General features: G+C 69.6%; 19 protein-coding genes and 1 tRNA gene. 4 read left to right on the top strand and 16 right to left on the bottom strand.

Translation table 11 applies throughout. From position 1 onward, the window contains the following. Nucleotides 1–4: 4 nt before the first annotated feature. Together FHU40_RS13185 and FHU40_RS13180 are read right to left on the bottom strand one after the other, a co-directional pair. Nucleotides 5–1,009 carry a phosphotransferase family protein gene (locus FHU40_RS13185; protein WP_183592772.1) on the bottom strand — a complete coding sequence of 335 codons (1,005 nt, stop codon included), beginning with the start codon at nucleotides 1,007–1,009 and terminating at the stop codon, nucleotides 5–7. 8 nt (nucleotides 1,010–1,017) lie between these two features. Then, nucleotides 1,018–1,845, bottom strand: a complete 828-nt coding sequence (locus tag FHU40_RS13180; RefSeq protein WP_183592771.1) for an SDR family NAD(P)-dependent oxidoreductase — start codon at nucleotides 1,843–1,845, stop codon at nucleotides 1,018–1,020. A 145-nt stretch (nucleotides 1,846–1,990) separates the two neighbouring features. Here FHU40_RS13180 and FHU40_RS13175 point away from each other — a divergent pair, with 145 nt between their 5' ends. Further along, nucleotides 1,991–3,307, top strand: coding sequence for a dihydrolipoamide acetyltransferase family protein (locus FHU40_RS13175; protein ID WP_183592770.1), 1,317 nt, complete (start codon nucleotides 1,991–1,993; stop codon nucleotides 3,305–3,307). Nucleotides 3,308–3,360: 53 nt separating this feature from the next. Here FHU40_RS13175 and FHU40_RS13170 read toward each other — a convergent pair whose 3' ends face one another. The 10 genes from FHU40_RS13170 to FHU40_RS13125 all read right to left on the bottom strand — a co-directional run bounded on the left by FHU40_RS13170 (nucleotide 3,361) and on the right by FHU40_RS13125 (nucleotide 12,726). Then, nucleotides 3,361–3,735, bottom strand: coding sequence for a hypothetical protein (locus FHU40_RS13170; RefSeq protein WP_183592769.1), 375 nt, complete (start codon nucleotides 3,733–3,735; stop codon nucleotides 3,361–3,363). 28 nt (nucleotides 3,736–3,763) lie between these two features. Continuing rightward, a complete protein-coding gene (locus FHU40_RS13165) occupies nucleotides 3,764–4,753 on the bottom strand; it encodes an alpha-ketoacid dehydrogenase subunit beta (RefSeq protein WP_183592768.1) in 990 nt (329 codons plus the stop codon). Then, nucleotides 4,750–5,733, bottom strand: a complete 984-nt coding sequence (locus FHU40_RS13160; RefSeq protein ID WP_183592767.1) for a thiamine pyrophosphate-dependent dehydrogenase E1 component subunit alpha — start codon at nucleotides 5,731–5,733, stop codon at nucleotides 4,750–4,752. The genes FHU40_RS13165 and FHU40_RS13160 overlap by 4 nt, the downstream gene beginning before the upstream one ends. Beyond that, on the bottom strand, nucleotides 5,730–6,713 hold the full coding sequence (locus FHU40_RS13155; RefSeq protein WP_183592766.1) for a zinc-dependent alcohol dehydrogenase: 984 nt from the start codon (nucleotides 6,711–6,713) through the stop codon (nucleotides 5,730–5,732). The genes FHU40_RS13160 and FHU40_RS13155 overlap by 4 nt, the downstream gene beginning before the upstream one ends. Further along, entirely contained in the window at nucleotides 6,713–7,552 is an 840-nt protein-coding gene (locus tag FHU40_RS13150; RefSeq protein ID WP_183592765.1) for an SDR family oxidoreductase, read from the bottom strand. Before FHU40_RS13150 ends, FHU40_RS13155 begins: the two co-directional genes overlap by 1 nt. Further along, complete coding sequence (locus FHU40_RS13145; RefSeq protein ID WP_183592764.1) at nucleotides 7,549–8,181, bottom strand: hypothetical protein; 633 nt, start codon at nucleotides 8,179–8,181, stop codon at nucleotides 7,549–7,551. The genes FHU40_RS13150 and FHU40_RS13145 overlap by 4 nt, the downstream gene beginning before the upstream one ends. Before the next feature lie 4 nt (nucleotides 8,182–8,185). Beyond that, a complete protein-coding gene (locus FHU40_RS13140; protein WP_183592763.1) occupies nucleotides 8,186–9,184 on the bottom strand; it encodes an ABC transporter permease in 999 nt (332 codons plus the stop codon). Next, on the bottom strand, nucleotides 9,181–10,740 hold the full coding sequence (locus FHU40_RS13135) for a sugar ABC transporter ATP-binding protein (RefSeq protein ID WP_183592762.1): 1,560 nt from the start codon (nucleotides 10,738–10,740) through the stop codon (nucleotides 9,181–9,183). The genes FHU40_RS13140 and FHU40_RS13135 overlap by 4 nt, the downstream gene beginning before the upstream one ends. A gap of 40 nt (nucleotides 10,741–10,780) precedes the next feature. Continuing rightward, nucleotides 10,781–11,860: a sugar ABC transporter substrate-binding protein gene (locus FHU40_RS13130; protein WP_183592761.1), complete on the bottom strand. Its 1,080-nt coding sequence runs from the start codon at nucleotides 11,858–11,860 to the stop codon at nucleotides 10,781–10,783. A 780-nt stretch (nucleotides 11,861–12,640) separates the two neighbouring features. Further along, a tRNA-Tyr gene (locus tag FHU40_RS13125) sits at nucleotides 12,641–12,726 on the bottom strand. Between the two features lie 111 nt (nucleotides 12,727–12,837). On the opposite strand from FHU40_RS13125, the gene FHU40_RS13120 reads away from it, so the two are divergent. Beyond that, nucleotides 12,838–13,329 (top strand): YajQ family cyclic di-GMP-binding protein, encoded by a 492-nt coding sequence (locus tag FHU40_RS13120; protein WP_183592760.1) that lies wholly within the window; start codon nucleotides 12,838–12,840, stop codon nucleotides 13,327–13,329. Between the two features lie 55 nt (nucleotides 13,330–13,384). On the opposite strand, the gene FHU40_RS13115 is transcribed toward FHU40_RS13120, so the two are convergent. From FHU40_RS13115 to FHU40_RS13100, 4 genes are read right to left on the bottom strand one after another with little or no spacing between them, the layout of a single operon-like run. Then, a complete protein-coding gene (locus FHU40_RS13115) occupies nucleotides 13,385–14,365 on the bottom strand; it encodes a sulfate/molybdate ABC transporter ATP-binding protein (protein ID WP_183592759.1) in 981 nt (326 codons plus the stop codon). A gap of 49 nt (nucleotides 14,366–14,414) precedes the next feature. After that, a complete protein-coding gene (locus FHU40_RS13110) occupies nucleotides 14,415–15,221 on the bottom strand; it encodes a sulfate ABC transporter permease (protein WP_183592758.1) in 807 nt (268 codons plus the stop codon). After that, nucleotides 15,214–16,095 (bottom strand): sulfate ABC transporter permease subunit CysT, encoded by an 882-nt coding sequence (gene cysT, locus FHU40_RS13105; protein WP_183592757.1) that lies wholly within the window; start codon nucleotides 16,093–16,095, stop codon nucleotides 15,214–15,216. Before cysT ends, FHU40_RS13110 begins: the two co-directional genes overlap by 8 nt. Further along, nucleotides 16,092–17,129, bottom strand: a complete 1,038-nt coding sequence (locus tag FHU40_RS13100) for a sulfate ABC transporter substrate-binding protein (protein ID WP_183592756.1) — start codon at nucleotides 17,127–17,129, stop codon at nucleotides 16,092–16,094. Before FHU40_RS13100 ends, cysT begins: the two co-directional genes overlap by 4 nt. A 316-nt stretch (nucleotides 17,130–17,445) precedes the next feature. Between FHU40_RS13100 and FHU40_RS13095 the strand changes: the two genes are divergently transcribed. Next, complete coding sequence (locus tag FHU40_RS13095) at nucleotides 17,446–19,374, top strand: 2-oxoacid:acceptor oxidoreductase subunit alpha (protein ID WP_343057846.1); 1,929 nt, start codon at nucleotides 17,446–17,448, stop codon at nucleotides 19,372–19,374. Beyond that, nucleotides 19,371–20,453 carry a 2-oxoacid:ferredoxin oxidoreductase subunit beta gene (locus FHU40_RS13090; RefSeq protein ID WP_183592754.1) on the top strand — a complete coding sequence of 361 codons (1,083 nt, stop codon included), beginning with the start codon at nucleotides 19,371–19,373 and terminating at the stop codon, nucleotides 20,451–20,453. Before FHU40_RS13095 ends, FHU40_RS13090 begins: the two co-directional genes overlap by 4 nt. The last annotated feature ends 12 nt before the right edge of the window (nucleotides 20,454–20,465 follow it).

Genomic DNA, 20,465 nt, shown 5'->3' with positions numbered 1-20,465 from the left:
CTCCTCAGATGCCGATGCGGGAGGCCTGCTCCTGGAACAAGGGCGGCAGGTAGAGGTGGGCGATCGAGAAGTTGATCTCGTCGGTCTTGCGTTCGACGGCGGTGCGCGTTCCGGTGAGGCCGATGACGCTGTGCTTGAACTCGGCGAAGACCTCCCAGAAGCGCAGGGCCTCGCGGTCGACGGTGATGCCGGAGCACTCCTCGTAGATCGCCACGAACTCGTCGGGCTCGAAGAAGCCGCAGATCCTTCCGTCGAGGCGCCAGATGTCCTTGAACACCCAGCCGAGGTCCTCGATCGGGTCGCCGAAGCGCGCCAGCTCCCAGTCCACGACGCCGGTGATGTGCTCGCCGGAGAAGAGGAAGTTCCCGGTCCGGTAGTCGTTGTGCAGGACCGAGACCCGCGGCGCCTCCGGCATGTTGCGGCGCAGCCAGCGCGCGACCTGGGTCAGGAACGGCTGCGGCTCCAGCTGCTGCTCCGCCATCGTCCGCTCCCAGTGCTCGAGGGACAGGACGCCGGCAGTGGCGGTCGTGGGCACCGGGCCCAGGAACGAGAGGTCACGGCCTTCGATCTCGGTCGTGTGCAGCGTCGCGAGATGCCGGATGAAGTCGTGACCGATGCTCCGCCGGATCTCGGCATTCTCCGGCGCGTAGAGCACAGCGGGCGACGAGGTGCCGGGCAGCCGCTCCATGATCATGAAGGGCGAGCCGAGCGCTGCTCCGTCGACCTCGAGGAACCACACCGCCGGCACCGGGATCGAGGTGTCCGCGAGAGCGCGGATGATGCCCGCTTCCACCATCCGGTCCGTGTAGACGAGGCTGCCCGCCGGGTCCTTGCGGAGGATCAGGTCACGGCTCTGCTCCCCGCCACCCTCCTTCCAGGTCAGCGTGAACATGAAGCACTCGCGCGACCAGCCCTCCGGCATCCGCCGGAACGAGCTGATCTCCTGGTCGGCCGCGTCGGTCATGTTCGTGACCAAGTAGTCGAGGAGCGCCTGCTGCAGATCGGTCATGGCGGTGCTCAGACCAGCGCCGGCTCGGCGGTCAGGGCCGCGCGGAGGGCCTGCATGTCGGCCGAACGGACGATGCGGCCGGTGATGCCTCCGGCCTGAGGTGACATCAGGAAGCCGACGACCTTCGCCCAGTCCTCGGGTCGCTCCCAGTGCGACTTGTCGATCGACGGGAACCAAGCGTCAAGACCCTCGGTCTCGGTCCACCTCGGGGCGATGCAGTTGACCCGGATCCCGTACGACGCCAGGTCCGCGGCGGCCCCCAGCGTGAGCCGCTCGATGGCGGCCTTGGTCACGCCGTACGGCGTGATTCCCGGACCAGAGGCCTCGGTCGACGCGGTCGAGATCGGGTCGCCGTCGGTGCGGTCCGGGACCTGCTGGCCGAGATACGAGCCCATGTTGACGATGGCGCCGCCGCCGCGTGACCTCATCACCGGGCCGGCGATCTTGATCGCAAGGAACTGCGAGGTCAGATTGACCGCGAGGATGTTGTTCCAATCCTCGACCAGGGTCTCGCAGATGTCGCCGCCCGTGCCCATGCCCGCGTTGTTCATCAGCAGGTCGATGCCGCCGAAGTGGTCGATGGTCGTCTCGACCATCGCGACGACCTGGGCCTGGTCGGACAGATCGGTCGGCACGATCAGGGCCCTGCGGCCCAGCGCCTCGACCTGCGCGGCCGTCTCCTGAAGCGTGCCGGGCGCGAAGGCGCCGTCCACCGGGGCGGCGGTGCGCGCCGCCAGCGCCACGTCGGCGCCACGAGCCGCGAGCTCGAGCGCGATGTGCTTGCCGAAGCCACGACTGGCCCCGGTGACGAGGGCAATCCTGCCAATGAGGTCCATCTCGACTCCTCCATGAGCGATGCTGCAGGTGATCGGCGCCACAGGCTGAGGGGACCGTAGCCAAAGGTTGACTCTGATGTCAATATCGATTTAGGTTTCCGGCGTCCGCATTCCCAGACGCCCCGTTCTCTCCTGAGGAGCCGGCATGCCCGACGTCCATCTCCCCCCGCTCGGTGACACCATCGACGAAGCCAGGGTGACCACCTGGCTGAAGCAGGTGGGCGACGCCGTGGCCTTCGACGAGCCGCTCGTGAGCGTCGAGACCGACAAGGTCGAGACCGAGATCCCGTCGCCCCTGGCGGGCGTGCTGACCGCGCAGCTCGTACGGGAGGGCGAGACGGTGGACATCGGCACCGTCCTCGCGATCGTCGGCGACGGGGAGGCCGTCGCCGAGCCGGTGCCCGCTCCGTCGGTGACCGAGTACGGCGGGGCCGACGCCCCGACCTCGTTCGTCGGGGTCGCGGACGTGGCCACATTCCCGGCACACGGCGGCGTCGCCACGATCGCTCCGCGCGACAACCGGGTCCGCACCCCCCTGGTCCGCCGCCTGCTGGCCGAGCACGGACTCGACCCGGTCGCCATCACCGGCAGCGGCGCCGATGGTCGGATCACCCGCGACGACGTTCTCGCCGCCGCCCGTCGGATCGAGCCCGCGGCCACACCCGCGCCGGCACCCGTCTCCGTGCCGGTAGCTTCCCCCGCTGTCGTAGATCCGCCATCGACGGACCCGAACGGGCCCGACCCGATCGAGGACCCGCACTGGCAGCCGTTCAACCGAGTCCGCAAGGTGACCGGCCAACGGATGCTGCTCTCCGCCCGGACGATCCCGCAGGTGACGACGGTGATGCGGGTCAACTACGAGCAGGTGTACCGCGCCCGCCAGGAGCACGGCGCGGCCTTCCGCGAGCGGACCGGCCAGTCCCTGACCTACCTGCCGTTCGTCTCGATGGCGGCGATCCGTGCCATCGAGGAGTTCCCCCACCTCAATGCGTCCGTCGTCGGCAGCGGCCTGCGGGTGCACCCCGCGGTCCACCTCGGCATCGCGGTCGACCTGGACTTCCAGGGCCTGATGGTGCCGGTCGTCCGGGACGCGCAGGACCTGCGGATCGAGGCGCTGGCGACCCGGACGGCCGACCTGGCGAACCGTGCCCGCGAGCGCCGACTCGGGCACGACGACCTGAGCGGGAGCACGTTCACCATCACCAATCCTGGCGGCTTCGGCACGCTGGCAGGCACTCCGCTGGTCAATCCGCCCGAGGTCGCGATCCTCTGCGTCGAGGGCATCGCCGAGGAGCCGGTGGTCGTCACGACCTTCGACGGCAGCAAGTCGATCGCGATCCACCACATCGGGCACCTGTCGCTCTCCTGGGACCACCGGGCGATCGACGGCGCCTACGCGGCGGCCTTCCTCGCCCGGATCCGTCGCGAGATCGAGACGCGCGACTGGAGCGCGGTCCTCTGAGACGAGAGCGGGGCGGGTACGGCGACGCCGTACCCGCCCCGCTGCCGTGTGGATCAGGGAAGCTCGGGGACCTCGCGCAGGAGGTCATACTCCGGCGCCTCGTCGCCGAGGAAGACGGTCGTGTACTCGAACCCCTTCTCCCCGTAGGGCGCACCGCTGTACTCGATCGGGGCGTCGATGACCGAGGCCCGGTAGGCGTCCCAGTCACGGAAGACCAGCTCGGTGACCCTCACCCACTGGTTGAGGAACTCGGCCGACCGGCTCTTGGTGCCGACCGGTGCGGTCAGCGCGCGCCAAGTCTTGTAGGAGACGAGGCCGTGCTCGGCCATCTGCTTCGCCTCCTGGGTGTGGGTGCCGAGGTACCAGCGCTCGCCGTCCTCGATCGACACACCCTCCGGGTACTTGATCAGGTAGACCCAGCGGATCACCGCGTCAGCTCCTTCGTCACTCGGCGACTCACCACTTGGCGAGGTCACGGACCGCCGAGACGATCTCGTCGGTCTGGGGGAAGCAGAACGGCTCCAGCGCCATGTTCTGCGGGATAGGGATGTCGGCCCCGGCGAGTCGCTTCACGGGCGCGTCGAGCAGCTCGAACAGCTCGTCCGCGGCGCGCGCGGCGATCTCGGCTCCCGGCCCGGCCGTGAGCGAAGCCTCGTGAAGGACCAGCAGGCGCGAGGTCTTGCGGACCGATGCGGCGACGGTCTCCATGTCGAAGGGCACCAGCGTGCGTGGGTCGATGATCTCGACGCTGATCTCCTCGCGCTCGAGGACCTCGGCGGCCTCGAGGGCGGCCGGGACCATCGCCGACCAGGCGACGACGGTGACGTCGCTGCCCGGGCGCGCGACGGTGCCGCGGCCGAACGGCACCAGTAGGTCAGGGTCCGGGCTGACGACGCCCTTGTTGCGGTAGAGGCGGCGGTTCTCGAAGTAGATCACCGGGTTGTCGTCCCGGATCGCCGACTTCAGCAGGCCCTTGGCGTCTGCGGGGTTCGACGGCACGGCGATCTTCACGCCGGGTGTGTGCCAGTAGTGGCCCTCGGGCGACTGGGAGTGCTCGGCGCCGACGCCGCCCTGGATACCACAGGGGGCCCGGACCACCATCGGGACGCTGAGCCGGCCGCCGTGCATGTAGCGCCACTTGGCCATCTTGTGGAAGCTCTCGTCACCGGCGAGCAGCAGGAAGTCCGCGAACTGGACCTCGGCGATCGGGCGCAGTCCACCCATCGCCGCACCGACGGCTCCGCCGACGACCAGGTGCTCGACGATCGAGACGTCGCGTACCCGCTCGGCGCCGTACTTGTCGAAGAGACCGCGGGTCAGGCCGAAGACGCCGCCCATCCGACCGACGTCCTGGCCCATCAGGAAGACGGCCGGGTCGCGCTCCATCTCCTCGTCGATGGCGTGGTTGATCGCCCAGGCATAGGTGATCGGCTTCGTCTCGGTCATGCCCACAACCCTTCATGGATGCGCGAGCCGTCCGGGAACGGCGACTGTCGGGCGGCGGCGTCCGCCGCGGCCATCTCGGCCTCGGCCTCCGCGCGGATCTGCGCGAGGGCGGCGGGGTCCTCCCCGAGCGCGACGAGGCGCCCCCCAGCGAGGTCGAGCGGGTCCCGAGCCTTGGCAACGGCGACCTCGTCGCGGTCGCGGTAGGGCTGCATGTCGCCGGTGTAGTGGCCGTCGATCCGCTCCGTCTTGGCCTCGATGAACGCGGGCACACCGCTGCGTGCCTGAGCGACGGCTTCGAGAGCCGCCTCGTGGACCGCCAGGGCGTCCTGGCCGTCGACCACCTGCGTGTGGAACCCGAGCGCCTCGGCCCGGGGTGCGATGTCGTTGGTGCCCTGGACGTCCTGGACGCGCGCCGACACGGCCCAGCCGTTGTTCTCGCAGACCCACACGACCGGAAGCCCCCAGGCTTTGGCGGTCACACCGGCCTCGAGGAAGGTTCCGCGCGCCGATGCCCCGTCGCCGAAGAAGGCGCAGGCGACCTTGCTCTCCCCGAGCGCCTTGCTCGCGAGCGCGAGACCGGCTGACAGGGTGAAGCTGCTGCCGAGCGTGCCACCCTGGCCCATGACCCCGCGCTCCGGGTCGACGCAGTGCACGGTGCCGGCGCCGAGGCCGCGGGTGCTGCCGACAACCCGGCCGTGGAAGTCGCCGAGGACCTCCACGGGGTCCATGCCCTTGGCGGTGAGGTAGGTCAGGCCACGGTGGGCGTAGAGCAGGTAGTCGTCGGAGTCGAGCGCCGCGCACACGCCGGCCTGGAGCCCCTCCTGACCGCGGCCCGGGTGGAAGAAGCCCCGGAACGACCGCTCCTGCACGAGTCGGTGGACCACGTCCTCGAGCGCTCGCCCACGCGCGATCTCCCGGTAGAGACGCAGCAACGTCCCCCGTTCGTCGGTGCCCCGGGTGTCCGGGCTGACCGCTGTCATGGCCTGATGACCACCTTTCCTGCTCGCGGATCGGACGCGGCGACGGTCATCGCCTCGTCGAAGGAAGTGAGGGGGAACTCGTGGGTGACCGCGCGCCCCAGGCGGGCACGGCCGGTTGCGACGAGCTCGGCGGCGGCCGCGAAGTCGCCCTCCTGGTAGCCGAACGAGCCACGGACCCAGCGGCCCTCCGGCAGCGCGACATCGCGGTGCGTGACGCCCACGAGGACGACCGACGAGCCGGGGAAGGTCGCCCCGATCGCGCCTTCCACCGCAGCAGGGACTCCGGTCGAGTCGAGGACGGCGTCGACACTCCCCGCCGCCAGCTCGCCGGCATCGGCGAGGACGGCGTCGGCGCCGAGCGCGACGGCGAGGTCGCGGCGCACGGCACGCGGCTCCACGACCACGGTGGTCGCCCCCGACAGGCGGGCGGCGGTGAGCAGGCACAGGCCGATGGAGCCGGCACCGACGACGAGCACCCGGCGCCCGGCGACCGGTCCGGCGAGCCGCACGGCGTGCAGCGCGACCGCGAGGGGCTCGACCCAGATCGCGTCACGGACATCGACCGCCGCGGACAGTACGAACACGTCGACACCCGGGCGCGGGTCGGGGACGAGCACGTGCGCGGCGTACCCGCCCGGCAGGCCGAAACTGAGACTCAGCTCGGCGGTACCGGAACAGAGGTGGATGTCTCCACGCCGGCAGTACCAGCAACGCTCGCACGACCGCATCGGGCGCACGACGAGCCGGTCCCCGACGGCGACCCGGCACTCCTCTCCCGTCGCGACGACCGCGCCGACGAACTCATGCCCCATCACCTGGCCCGGCGACACGTAGGCGCCGTCCCGGTAGCTGGTGAGGTCGGACCCGCAGACGCCGCAGCCCTCGACCGCGATGACGGCGTCGGAGGGGCCGGGCTCGGGCACTGGTCGCTCAGCGAGGTCGACCCACCCCGGACCCTGGAAGACCACGGATGCGCTCATCAGTGCATCTCCTGTCCGCCGGTGACGTTGATGGCGGCGCCGGTCACGAAGGAGGCGTCCTCGGACGCGAGCCAGGAGGCGCATGAGGCGATCTCGTCCGGCTGCCCGAACCGCCCGAGCGGGATCGCCCTGGTGACGCGACTGCGGTAGCGCTCCTTCTCCATGCCGAACCGCTGGGCGTAGACCTCCATGAGACCGCCCGGAAGGTCGAGCAGCGGTGTGTCGATGGTGCCCGGGCAGATCGCGTTCACGGTGATCCCGTGCGGGCCGAGCTCGTGCGCGAGCGACTGCGTGAAGCCGATCGCGGCGAACTTCGCGGCCGAGTAGGCGGCCAGGAGCGGCATCCCACTCTTGCCGGCCTGTGAGGCGATCGTGATGATCCGGCCGCCCTCGCCGCGCCCGACCAGGTGGCGCGCCGCCGCACGGGAGCAGAGGAACACGCCAGTGGCCATCACGTCGAGGTTGCGCTGCCACTCGGCGAGCGGCAGGTCGACGACTTCACCGAGGCCGCCGCCGATACCGGCGTTGTTGACCAGGATGTCGAGGCGGCCGTGGTCGGCGACGACCGAGGCGACCATCGCCTCGACCTCGGCCTCGTCGCGGACGTCACAGCGGACGCCGGTCACCGGGCCGAGCTCGCTCAACTCCTTCACCGTGCGGTCGAGCTCGCACTCGGAGGGCACGTGGTAGTCCGGGCTGTCCGGCATGCGTGCGCCCAGGTCGCTCACCGCGACCGCGCAGCCGTCGGTCAGCAGGCGCTCCGCGATCGCCCGGCCGATGCCACCGGCTCGGCCGGCGCCGGTCACCAGAGCGACCCGGCGCCCCTGCGACGCGCTCACGCGGCCACCTGCTCCCGGGCCCGTCGCGCCAGCTCGGCCAGGAGCGGCGACTCGGCGGCCCGGGTCGCCACGTCGAGCGTGGGGACGACGGTCAGCTCACGTTGGACCAGCGCGGTCATCGGGATCGGCACTCGCACCGGAACGGGACTCACCACCGCACCCCCACGGCGCACCAGGAGGCCTGCGAGCCGCAGATCGCCGTCGAGTGTGACCACGACGTCGCTCGGACGGCCGGACGGGCCGGTCCGCAGAGCGGTCGACAGGCGACGCACCTCGTCGCGACCGCGATCGTCGCCGTGCGGCTCGACGACCGAGACGTCGGGCAGGCCCGCCAGGCAGGCGGCGACCACGTCACGCACGGCTCCGGTGCCGACCACGCCGATCCGCGGCCCGGCGCTCGTCCGGGCGAGGGCCTCCACCGTGCAGATCGCGGCGGCACACGCCTCCAGGTCGGGACGCTCCTCCGGGTGACCCGACCACCGGGCGACCACGGTGGCCGGACCGGGAGCGACGCAGTGGTCCGCGTGGCCGCGCCGGCAGGGCAGGCATACACCACAGGAGCCGCTGAGCAGCTCGAGGACGCCGCCGTCCAGGCGGAGGCTGACCGAGGCCGACAGGGCCAGCGTCATCCGGTCACACCCCCTGCCGGCGCAGGGAGACGGTGCCGGAGAGGAAGACCGCGACGATGAGGATCGCGCCCTTGACGATGTATTGCCAGAACGTCTCGGCGCCCATGATCGACAGGCCGTTGTTGATCACGCCGAGCAGCAGCACGCCGACGAGCGTGCCGAGAATGTGGAAGCGTCCCGGTCGCAGGGTCGCAGCACCGATGAAGGCCGCCGCGAAGGCGTCGAGCAGGTAGACCGAGCCGACGCCGTAGGGACGGCCCGCCCCGATGATCGCATCCGCGACGGTGCCGCCGAGCACGGCACACACGGCGGAGATGGAGAGCGCCAGGATCGCGTAGTACTTGATGCGCACGCCGGCCAGACGCGCGGCAGTCGGATTGCCGCCAATCGCGTACATGTGGCGACCCATCTGCGTGCGCTCGAGGAAGAACCAGAGCACGAGCATGACCACGGCCATGATCACGACCGGTGACGGGATCGGGCCGAACTTGGCCTGGCCCAGATCCAGGATCTGGAACGGAATGCCCACCTGCACCGTGGCGGTGTCGGAGTAGCCGAGCGCGATGCCGTCCAGGATCGAGGCGGTCGCGAGGGTCGCGATGAACGCGGACACCCCGAGATAGCTGACGATCACGCCGTTGGCGACGCCGATGACGACCGCGGCGAGAAGCACGATCAGCAGCACGCCGTACGGACCGAGACCGAACTTGTCCTCGGCTCCCCATCTCAGCGCCAGGTAGCCACCGAGGGTCGCGATCGAGCCGATGCTCAGGTCGAACAGGCCCATCGTGAGGCAGACGGTCAGGCCCGCCGCCAGGATCGCCAGGATCGAGACCTGGTTCAGGATGTTGATGAAGTTCCGACTGTTGGCGAACGCGTCGTCCTCCTTCAGCGAGAAGAACACCACCAGGAGGACGAGACTGGCGATCGTCCCCCACCTGCTGAGCAACCCGACCACGTCGAGGCGGGACTTCGGCGCCGCCGCTGCCACCGATGCACTCATGAGACCGCTTCCTTCTGGTTGAGGGTGTGCTGAGCGGGCGGCTCGAGCGAAGAGCGGACGATCGCGTTTTCCTCGATCTCCGGGCCGACGAGCTCGGCGACCATGCGGCCCTGGTGGAACACCAGGACCCGGTCACACACGCGCTGGTACTCTTCGGGCTCGGACGAGGTGAAGACGACGGCCGCGCCCGCACGTGCACGCGCGCGGATGATGTTGTAGATCTCGGCCTTCGCGCCGATGTCGACGCCCGCGCAGGGGTCGATGAAGACGTAGCCCGCGAAGTCCTCGAGGAGCCAGCGGGCGATCACGACCTTCTGCTGGTTACCACCGCTGAGTGTCGAGACGCTCTGCTGCGGGCCGGTGGCCTTCACCCGGAGCGACTGCATGGCCTCGGTCACCGCACGCCGCTCCCGGTCCGGGCGGACCGTACGGGAGACGGGGTCGGTGAGAAACCGTCCCGACGAGGCGAGGCTGATGTTCTCCCTGATGCTGAAGCCCGGCAACAGGGCCTCGCGATGGCGGTCCTTGGGGATCGTCGCGATGCCCGCCCGGATTGCCCGGCGAGGCAGGCCCAGCCGGACCTCCTCGCCCCGCACCAGCACGGCGCCGCTCGCGGGACGCACCGCTCCCGAGAGCACGCTCGCGACCTCCTCCGCACCAGAGCCGGTGAGGCCGGCCAGGCCGACGACCTCGCGCTCGTGCGCGACGAACGCGACGTCGGCACACGGCTCGACCGCGAGGTTGCGGACCTCGATGAGGGGCCGCCCGCGGTCGGGACCGTTGGACTGCTCTGCCCGCTGGGGAACCTTGTCACCCACGATTGCGTCGAGGATCGCCGGCTGGTTCTCGGCCGGTGCGTCCCACGTGCCGATCCTGCGACCCGAGCGCAGGACGGTCACGCGGTCGACGAGGCGGAAAACCTCGCCGAGTCGGTGCGACACGTACACGAACGCCGTGCCACGGCTCGCGAGTGAGCGGATCTGGCCGAACAGGATGTCGGTCTCCTCCGCGGACAACGCGGTGGTCGGCTCGTCCAGGATCACCAGCTTCGCGTGCGAGTGCAGCGCCTTCGCAACCGCCACCATCGCGCTCTCGTGCGGCCGGAGGGAAGCAACGAGGACGCGTGGGTCGAGGTCGAGGCCGACCTCGTCGAGCATCTCCCTCACGCGGCGTCGTTCCGCGCGCGGGTGCACCAGCAACGACGAGGAGTCGCCGACCGCCAGGTTGTCGGCGATCGACAGGGACCCCACGAGGTTCGACTGCTGGTGGATGATGCTGATGCCCAGCGCGTGGGCGTCCTTGGCCGAGCGGAGGGTCACCTCCTGGCCCACCACCCGGATCTCTCCGGAGGTGGGACGGACGACCCCACCGACGCACTTGATCAACGTCGACTTGCCGGCGCCGTTCTCGCCGAGGAGGCCGTGGATCTCCCCCTGTCGCACCTCGAACGCGGCGCCGTCGAGCGCGCGCTGCCCCGGATAGTCCTTGACCAGGTCACGTACGTCGAGAACCGGCACCGCAGCTGCGGCGTCGAGGTCACCCACCGTGTCATCCATCGTCGGTCCGTCTCCTTCGGCCCCGGGGCAGCTCTCCGCGTCAGCTCAGGTCGGCGAGGAGGTCGAGCGGCTCCTCGTAGCACCTGGTCCAGAACTCAACGGAGTCACGGCCGCCCTGGTCCGGGATGTTGTCCTGGGTCGCGAGGCAGTTCGGGACGTACGACATCGCCGGGACGTCCTGGCCGGAGGCCTCTGCCTCGATCAGCGCGATGGACTTGGAGGCCATGGCCGGGATGTTGAGCGCGTTGGTCATCACGAACGGACCACCCTTGCGAAGCAGGTCCGCCGCGGAGTCGTCGAGATCGAAGCCACCGATGATGACGTCGTCCTGGCCCGACTCCTCGACGGCGCGGGACACATCGACGGCGAAGTCGTCCCACGGCATCCAGATGGCGTCGACGTCGTCATGGGTCTGCAGGTAGTTGGTGACCTGCTTGTAGGAGTCCTCGGCCCACCCCGGCACCTTGAGCTCGATGGTCTTGACGACCTTCACGTTCTCGCGAGTGGCGGTGATCGCGTCGAGAGCAGCGGAGCGCTCGCGAATCGACTGGAGGCCGCTCCAGGTCAGGCGGAGGATGTTGCCCTCGCCGCCCATCGCGTCGACCATGGCCAGCGCGAGCTGGGCCCCGCTCTGGTATTCGTTGGCTTCGACCTCGTTGGTCACGCCCTCGACACCACCACCCGACGACACGGAGAACCACGGGACGTCGGCGTCGTTGGCGGCCTTGATGCCGTCGGTCATCAGGTCGTTCGGCACGGTGTCGTTGACGATCACGTCGACACCTTCGTCGACCCACTGCTTGGTCTGGTTGACCGCAGCGACGACGTCACCGGACGTGTCGACGCTCTTGACGGTCCACCCGCGGGCCTCCGCGAGCTCGGTGAAGACGTCGCGGTAGAGCTTGATGCCCGGCGATGCGATGTTGTGGGAGATGAGGCCGATGGTCAGGTCGTCGACCTCGCCGCTGGCCTCGTTCGCGTCGCCGTTCGACGTCGCCTGATCCGCGGACTCGTCCGGGCTCTTGTCGGCCGAGCTGGAGCAGGCAGTGAGCGATCCACCGGCGAGCACTGCTCCGGCGACGAGCAGGGCCGCCTTGCGACCCGGTCCGATCTTGCGCATCTGGAATGCCTTTCGCTGAGAGAGAATCCCGAGCTTGTGTCCTCCGCCACATCGCGGTCGCCGCACACTCGCACAAATCCGACTTCGATGTCAATATCAGATTATGGCGTCGCTCCCACCTCCCCCGACCTCGTACCGACCGCACTCACCGGGCGCCGAGCCCTGGCGCTCCGTGGCGCGTCATGCCGGCTGGCGAGTCGGCCTCGGGGTCGTCGAACGCGTGCCCAACGGGGTCCTCCACGCCAAACGGATCGGGAACGCGTCGACCGCGTGCGGCGAGACGTCCGCCTCCTGGCAAGTGTTCTGGTCGATCACGTTCCCCGATGGGTCTGCGGACGCGGCCAACTGCCCCGCCTGCCTAGCCGCGGTGCGCTCAGGGGGCCCCGCGCCGATCCGTTGACCGGCGCCGCGCCGCGAGACGGCGCACCGGTGGGCACTTTCGAGCGCCGACGGCTCTCCCTGTCCAGCCAGCTCGTCAGCCAGGCTGGAGGAGCGAGGCGCAGGTCCCGCACTGCATTCCGCTCACCGTCGGTCTGCAGCGCTTTCCCTCGAAGGGCCCTACTCCGCCTCCGCCGGGACGCTCGGAGACGGTCGCGTATCGGTCGCGATGGGCGTCGCCGCACACGCCACGCGCATCAGCGCCGCCTTCGGAGACACCTGCGCGACTGCCTGCGACCACGCGTGGCTCCTGCGCACCGACAGCAGGTCGGCCCACGCAAGACGGACAGAAGACGAAGGCCCCCGACCCGCGTCTCCGCAGGCCAGGGGCACTATCCCGACTGGTGGCAGGTGCAGGATTCGAACCTGCGAAGGCGTAAGCCGACGGATTTACAGTCCGCTCCCATTGGCCGCTCGGGCAACCTGCCTCGGCGCTTCCGAGCGGGCCCCGTTTGGCCCACTGGCAGCAAGGCGAAACAATAGCGCAGGCACATCAGCGGGACGAAACTGCCGACCCGCCGGCTCGAGAGGGAGAAACCATGGCCGACTCGTCGTTCGACATCGTCAGCAAGATCGACCGCCAGGAGGTCGACAACGCGCTCGGCCAGACCGCGCGCGAGATCGCCACCCGGTTCGACTTCAAGGGCACCGGGGCCACGATCGAGTGGCAGGGCGAGCAGGCGATCGAGATCTCGGCGTCCGCGGACGACCGGGCGAGCGCCGTGCTCGACGTGTTCAAGGGCAAGCTGGTCAAGCGCGACGTGAGCCTCAAGGTCCTCGACGCCTCCGAGCCCCGCCAGTCGGGCCAGCAGAGCAAGATCGCGATCGCGCTCAAGGAGGGCATCTCCTCCGAGAACGCCAAGAAGATCTCCAAGCTGATCCGCGACGAGGGCCCCAAGGGCGTCAAGGCCCAGATCCAGGGCGACGAGCTGCGGGTCTCCTCGAAGAAGCGCGACGACCTGCAGGCCGTGATCGCGCTGGTCAAGGCCCAGGACTACGACTTCGCGGTGCAGTTCACGAACTACCGCTGAGGTCGAGTCGGCGCCGTCTCGCCTACCCCCCGGGGCGAGACAGCGCCGACTCGGCTCAGCCGACGGCCGCCTTCATGCTCGGGACCGTGAGCGCACCCGAGGCGGGGGTCACCCAGACACGGACGCCGGGCTCGATGCCGAGCTGGCGGGCGTGGGTCCGGGTGAGCACGAGCAGCACGTCCTCGCCGTCGTCGGTGAGCACGTTGACCCGGACCTCGAAGCCGACCCGCAGCACCCGCGAGACCGTGCCCTCGGCGGCGCCGGCGAGCTGGGGCGTCGTCGAGATGTGTACGTCGTGCGGCCGCAGCAGTACGCCGCCCAGGGTGGTGACCTCGCCGAGGAAGCTCATCACGAAGTCGTTGGCGGGCTCGTCGTAGAGCTGGTCCGGTGTGCCGACCTGCTCGACGCGGCCGTCGTTGATCACCACGATCTCGTCGGCGACCTCCATCGCCTCCTCCTGATCATGGGTGACGAAGACCGTGGTCACGTGCACCTCGTCGTGCAGCCGGCGGAGCCAGTCGCGCAGCTCCTTGCGCACCTTGGCGTCGAGCGCGCCGAACGGCTCGTCGAGCAGCAGCACCTTGGGCTCGACGGCGAGCGCGCGGGCCAGCGCCATCCGCTGTCGCTGGCCGCCGGAGAGCTGCGAGGGGAGCCGGTGCGAGAACTGCGAGAGGTGCACCAGTCGCAGCAGCTCGTCGACCCGCGCCGCGATCTCGGCCTTCGGCCGCTTGCGGATCTCGAGGCCGAACGCGACGTTCTTGGCGACCGTCATGTGCTTGAACACCGCGTAGTGCTGGAACACGAAGCCGACGTTGCGCTTCTGGGGCGGCAGCCTCGTCGCGTCCACGCCCTCGATCGTGACCCGACCGGTGTCGGCGGTCTCGAGGCCCGCGATGACGCGCAGCAGCGTGGACTTCCCACCGCCCGACGGACCGAGCAGCGCGGTCAGCTGGCCGGTGGGCAGGGAGACGGAGACGTCGTCGAGCGCGACGAAGTCCCCGAAGGTCTTGGTGACACCTGAGACATCGATGCTCATGGCTGATTCGGTTCCTTGCTGTGAGGTCCTGGCGAGCAGGGCGGGGCGGTCACGGGTGCTTGGGCCGCAGCACGGCGACGACGACGAGGCAGGCGATGCTGACCAGGATCAGCAGGAACGACGTCGCGTACGCCGTGCCCTGCTGGAAGTTCTGGTACTTCGCCTCCACCATCAGCGTCGCGGTCTGGGTGCGGCCGGTGACGTTGCCCGAGACGATCTTGACCGCGCCGAACTCGCCGAGGGATCGGGCCAGGCTGAGCACCACGCCGTAGATCACGGCCCACTTGATGCTGGGCAGCGTGATCCGCCAGAAGGTCTGGCGTGCGTTCGCGCCCAGGCTGCGGGCCGCCTGCTCCTGGTCGTCGCCGACCTCCGTGAGTGTCGGCACGACCTCGCGGATGACCAGCGGGAGTGCGACGAAGCAGGTGGCCATGATCATGCCGGGCGTGTCGAAGATGACCTGGAGGCCGTTGGCCTCCAACGTGGGCCCGAACCAGCCGTCCCGGCCGTTGTAGACCAGCAGCAGCGCCAGGCCGACGACGACCGGCGACACCGACAGCGGCACGTCGATCAGGGCCGAGAGCAGCCGCTTGCCCGGGAACTCGTAGCGGACCAGCAGGATCGAGATGGTCACGCCGAAGAGCGTGTTGATCACGACCGCCCAGAAGGCGACCATCAGGGTCAGCTCGAGCGCGTTGACGACGTGCGGGTCCTGGAAGGCCTCGATGAGGTTGTCGAGCCCGTTCGAGAACGTCTGCCGGACGACCAGCGCCACCGGCCACGCGACCAGGAAGAACACGTACGCGACCGCCGCGAGACGGAGCGCCCAGCGGACGGGAGTGGAGACCTCAACCACGGCGCGACACCCGCCTCTGCACGATGTCCAGCACGACGATGACCAGCAGCGCCACCGCCAGCATGATCGTCGCGAGCGCGGCCGCGGAGGCGGTGTTCCCGTTCTCGATGAACGACAGCACCCGCACCGACACCACCTCGGTGCGGAACGGCAGGTTGCCGCTCAGCAGCACCAGCGAGCCGTACTCCGAGATGGCGCGGGCGAAGGACAGCGCCGCGCCGGCGGCGATGGCCGGGGTCAGGCTCGGCAGCACGATGCGCCGGATGATCGTCGTCCGGCTGGCCCCCAGCGAGGCCGCGGCTTCCTCGACGTCGGACTCGAGCTCCTCGAGCACGGGCTGCACGGTGCGCACGATGAACGGCAGCGTCACGAAGGCGAGCGCGAGGAAGACGGCGCGCTCGGTGTTGGCCCAGTGCACCCCGATCGGACTGTTGGGTCCGTAGAGCGCGAGCAGCACCAGCCCCGCGACGATCGTGGGCAGCGCGAACGGCACGTCGATGATGACATCGAGGATCGCCTTGCCCGGGAACCGGTCACGGACCAGCACCCAGGCGATCACCGTGCCCATCACGATGTTGATCACCGTGACGAGCAGCGCCTGGCCGACCGTCAGCTTGATCGCGGCCCAGGTCTGCGGGTTCTGCAGGGTGGCGACGTACTGGCTCCAGCCGTTCTCGCTCGCGGTCGCGACGATGGCGGCCAGCGGGATCAGCACGAGGATGCTGAACCAGACCATGGTGACGCCGAGGCCCAGGGCGGCTCCCTTGGTGAGCGTGTTCCTCGGGGTCGCACGACGAGAGCGCCGAGGCCGGCGTCCCTCGCGGGACGCCGGCTCGGCTGCCGCGCCCGTGACCCCGGCGAGGGCTGACGTCACTCCTCACCCACCTTGCCGGTCTGCTGCTGGAGCTCGGTGATGATGCCCAGCGGGTTGCCGTCCTCGCCGTCGCCGAAGAACTTGTCCGCCGCTTCGGACCAGCCGCCGAAGTCGTCGTCGATGGTGAAGAGCTCGTCCGGAGCCGGGAACGGGTCGCTCGGGTCGTTGGCGCCCTCGACCTCGGGGATGTCGACGCCGTCGACGACCGGGCGGAAGCCGGAGGTGGCGTAGTCGGCCTGGGCCTCGGGGGAGGTCATGAAGTCGAGGAACGCCTGGGCGGTGTCGTCCGCGTCGGTCGTAACCGCGGCGGGGTTCTGGATCAGCAGCGTGTCCGGCGGTACGACGTAGTCGACGTCCTGGCCGTTCTGCTTGGCGAGGATCGCCTCGTTCTCGTAGGAGAGGAGCACGTCGCCGTTCCCCTGGGTGAACGCCGTGGTGGCGTCGCGACCGCTGCTCGGAAGCGCGATGGTGTTGCCGAGGAGCTTGGTCATGAACGCCTTGGCGTCGGCCTCGGAGCCACCGTTGCCGGTGATGTGGGCCCACGCGGCGAGTATGTTCCAGCGGGCCGAGCCGGACGAGCCCGGGTTCGGGGTGATGATCTCGACCCCGGGCTTCACGAGGTCGTCCCAGGTCTGGATGTCGTCGGGGTTTCCCTTCCGGACCACGAACACCACCACCGACGACGTGGCGATGCCGTCGGTCGCGTTGTCCTTCCAGTCCTTCGCGACCAACCCCTCGTCCACCAGGCGGGTCACGTCGGTCTCCAGCGAGTAGTGGACGACGTCGGCGTCGGCACCCGCGACGACGGCGCGGCTCTGGTCACCGGACGCGCCGTACGACGTCTGGAACTCGACGCCGTCGCCCGCGTCGGTCTTCTGGAAGTCGGCGAACACCGGCTCGTTGGCGGCCTCCATGACGGAGAACGCGTTGATGTCCAGGGTCTCCCCGCTGTCACTGCCGTCCGCAGTCGAGCAGCCGGTCAAGGCCAGCACCCCGGCGACCGCGACCGCCGCAACCTTGATCGAAGTCTTCATCTCTCCTCTTTCCCGCCGCCCACGCTCGGGCGGTTTCTAGTGAATAACGAGGAGATTACTCGACTTTAGGCGGTTAGTGTCCAATGCCCACCTCCTGGGCGGGGCGTGTCCTGCGTCACACGCGGGCGGGCGCTCACCTGAAGAGACACCCGCGGGAGACCGGGGCGGCGGTCTATCGTGGAGAAGTCGGGAGGCGGTCAGGATGAACGGCGCTTCTGTTCCGCCGTACCGCCAGTACGATCGAGGGGGTCGTCCGCCCGCCATGGGGCGCGGGCCGACGACGGAAGCACGCAACTGAGGGAAGTGGGCGCGGCCGGTGTCTAACAAGCAGGTCAAGCAGCTCGATCGGGTGATCATCCGGTTTGCTGGTGATTCCGGTGATGGGATGCAGCTGACGGGTGATCGGTTCACTCAGGAGTCGGCGGTGTTCGGCAATGATCTGGTGACGTTGCCGAACTTCCCGGCCGAGATCCGGGCCCCGCAGGGCACGTTGCCGGGCGTGTCGTCGTTCCAGGTGCACTTCGCCGATCACGACATCCTGACCGCGGGGGATGCGCCGGATGTGTTGGTGGCGATGAATCCGGCGGCGTTGCGGGCGAACCTGGGTGATCTGCCCCAGGGCGCGACGATCATCGTGGACACCCACGACTTCACCGCCCGGAACCTGACCAAGGCCGGGTATGAGTCGAACCCGCTGGACCTGCTGGGTGATGCGAACGACCCGCTGGGGGCGTTCGCGGTGCAGCCGGTGGACCTGACCGGGATGACGGTCGAGGCGGTCAAGGAGTTCGGCCTGTCCCGCAAGGACGCCGCCCGGGCGAAGAACATGTTCGCCCTCGGGCTGCTCTCGTGGATGTACGGCCGCCCGACCGAGCCCACCATCGCGTTCCTGGAGAAGCGGTTCGCGAAGGTCGAGGCGATCCGCGACGCGAACATCACCGCGTTCAAGGCCGGCTGGAACTTCGGGGAGACCACCGAGGCGTTCGTGGTCTCCTACGAGATCAAGCCCGCCCCGATGGCCCCGGGGGTCTACCGCAACATCACCGGCAACCTCGCCCTGGCCTACGGCCTGGTCGCCGGCGGCGTCCAGTCCGGGCTCCCGGTGTTCCTGGGCTCCTACCCGATCACCCCGGCCTCCGACATCCTCCACGAGCTGTCCAAGCACAAGGCCTTCGGCGTCACCACCTTGCAGGCCGAGGACGAGATCGCCGGCATCGGCTCCGCGATCGGCGCCTCCTTCGCCGGCTCCCTGGGCGTGACCACCACCTCCGGACCCGGGATCGCGCTGAAGTCCGAGGCCATCGGCCTGGCCGTGATGACCGAGCTCCCCCTAGTCGTCATCGACGTCCAACGCGGCGGCCCCTCCACGGGCCTGCCCACCAAGACCGAACAGGCCGACCTCCTCCAGGCCATGTACGGCCGCAACGGCGAGGCGCCGGTCCCGATCGTCGCGCCGCAGTCACCGGGCGACTGCTTCGACGCCGCCCTCGAGGCCGCCCGCATCGCCATCACCTACCGCACGCCCGTGATGCTGCTCTCCGACGGCTACCTCGCCAACGGCTCCGAACCCTGGCGGATCCCCGAGATCGTCGACCTGCCGAAGATCGACCCGGCGTTCGCGACTGCCGAGGACCTGACCGAGGACGGGAAGTTCCAGCCGTACGCCCGCGACGCCGAGACGCTGGCGCGTCCCTGGGCGCCCCCGGGCATCGCCGGCCTCGAGCACCGCATCGGCGGCATCGAGAAGGCCGACATCACCGGCAACATCTCCTACGACCCCGCCAACCACGACCTCATGGTCCGCACCCGCCAGGCCAAGATCGACCGGATCGCCGACTCCCTCCCCCCACTCGAGGTCGACGACCCCTCCGGCCCCCCAGGACACGGCAAGGCCAAGGTCCTCGTGATCGGCTGGGGCTCCACCTACGGCCCCATCGGCGCCGGCGTACGCCGCGTCCGCAAGGCCGGCCACCACGTCGCGCAGGTCCACCTGCGCCACCTCAACCCCTTCCCCCACGACCTCGGCGACATCCTCCACCGCTACGACAAGGTCCTCGTCCCCGAGATGAACCTCGGCCAGCTGTCGCTGCTGCTGCGCGGCAGATACCTCGTCGACGCCATCGGCTACAACCAGATCAACGGCATGCCCCTCAAGGCCGCGGCACTCGCCGAGGCGATCGGCGGCCTCGTGGCCGACGCCGAGGGAGTCACCGTCGACCTCACTCCTCAGGAGGCAGGCAAGTGAGCACCACCGGGCTTCCGTTCCCCGGACTCCGTTCGGGTGTCGAGCTGGTCCCCACCACCGACCAGCCCCAGACCGGCAAGGACTTCACCTCCGACCAAGAGGTCCGCTGGTGCCCCGGCTGCGGCGACTACGCCGTCCTCAAGGCCGTCCAAGGCTTCCTACCCGACCTCGGCCTACGCCGCGAGAACATCGTCTTCGTCTCCGGCATCGGCTGCTCCAGCCGGTTCCCCTACTACCTCGACACCTACGGCATGCACTCCATCCACGGCCGTGCACCCTCCATCGCCACCGGCATCGCCACCGCCCGCGAAGACCTCTCCGTCTGGGTCGTCACCGGCGACGGCGACGCCCTCTCCATCGGCGGCAACCACCTCATCCACGCCCTGCGCCGCAACGTCAACATGACGATCCTGCTGTTCAACAACCGCATCTACGGCCTCACCAAGGGCCAGTACTCCCCCACCTCCGAGGCCGGCAAGATCACCAAATCGACCCCCATGGGCTCCCTCGACCACCCCTTCAACCCCGTCTCCCTCGCGCTGGGCGCCGAAGCCACCTTCGTCGCCCGCACCATCGACTCCGACCGCAAACACCTCACCACCGTGCTCTCCGCGGCCGCCGCCCACCGCGGCACGTCACTGGTCGAGATCTACCAGAACTGCCCCATCTTCAACGACGGCGCCTTCGACGCGATCAAGGACAACGACACCAAGGCCGACGCGATCATCCCGCTCGTCCACGGCGAGCCGATCGTCTTCGGCAACGGTACGAAAGGGCTGGTCCGCGACAGCCAGACCGGCGGGGTGAAGATCGTCGCGGTCGCAGACGTCGGTGACGATGCGATCCTCGTCCACGACGCGCACAACCCCGACCCCACCACCGCGTTCGCGATCTCGCGACTCACCGACGCCGGCTACCTCAACCAGTCCCCCATCGGCATCTTCCGCCAGGTCGAACGCCCCACCTACGACGACCAGGCCCGCGGCCAGATCACCACCGCCCAGCAGGCCACGCCCGGCGACCCCACCGACCGCCTCGCCGCCCTCATCGGAGGCGGCGACACCTGGACGGTCGTCTGACCCTATCCTGGG

It is taken from the genome of Nocardioides soli, from assembly GCF_014191495.1.
Taxonomy (GTDB): Bacteria; Actinomycetota; Actinomycetes; order Propionibacteriales; family Nocardioidaceae; genus Nocardioides; species Nocardioides soli.
The sequence above is the reverse complement of the archived record's forward strand: the minus strand, read 5'-3'. Positions and strand labels throughout refer to the sequence as shown.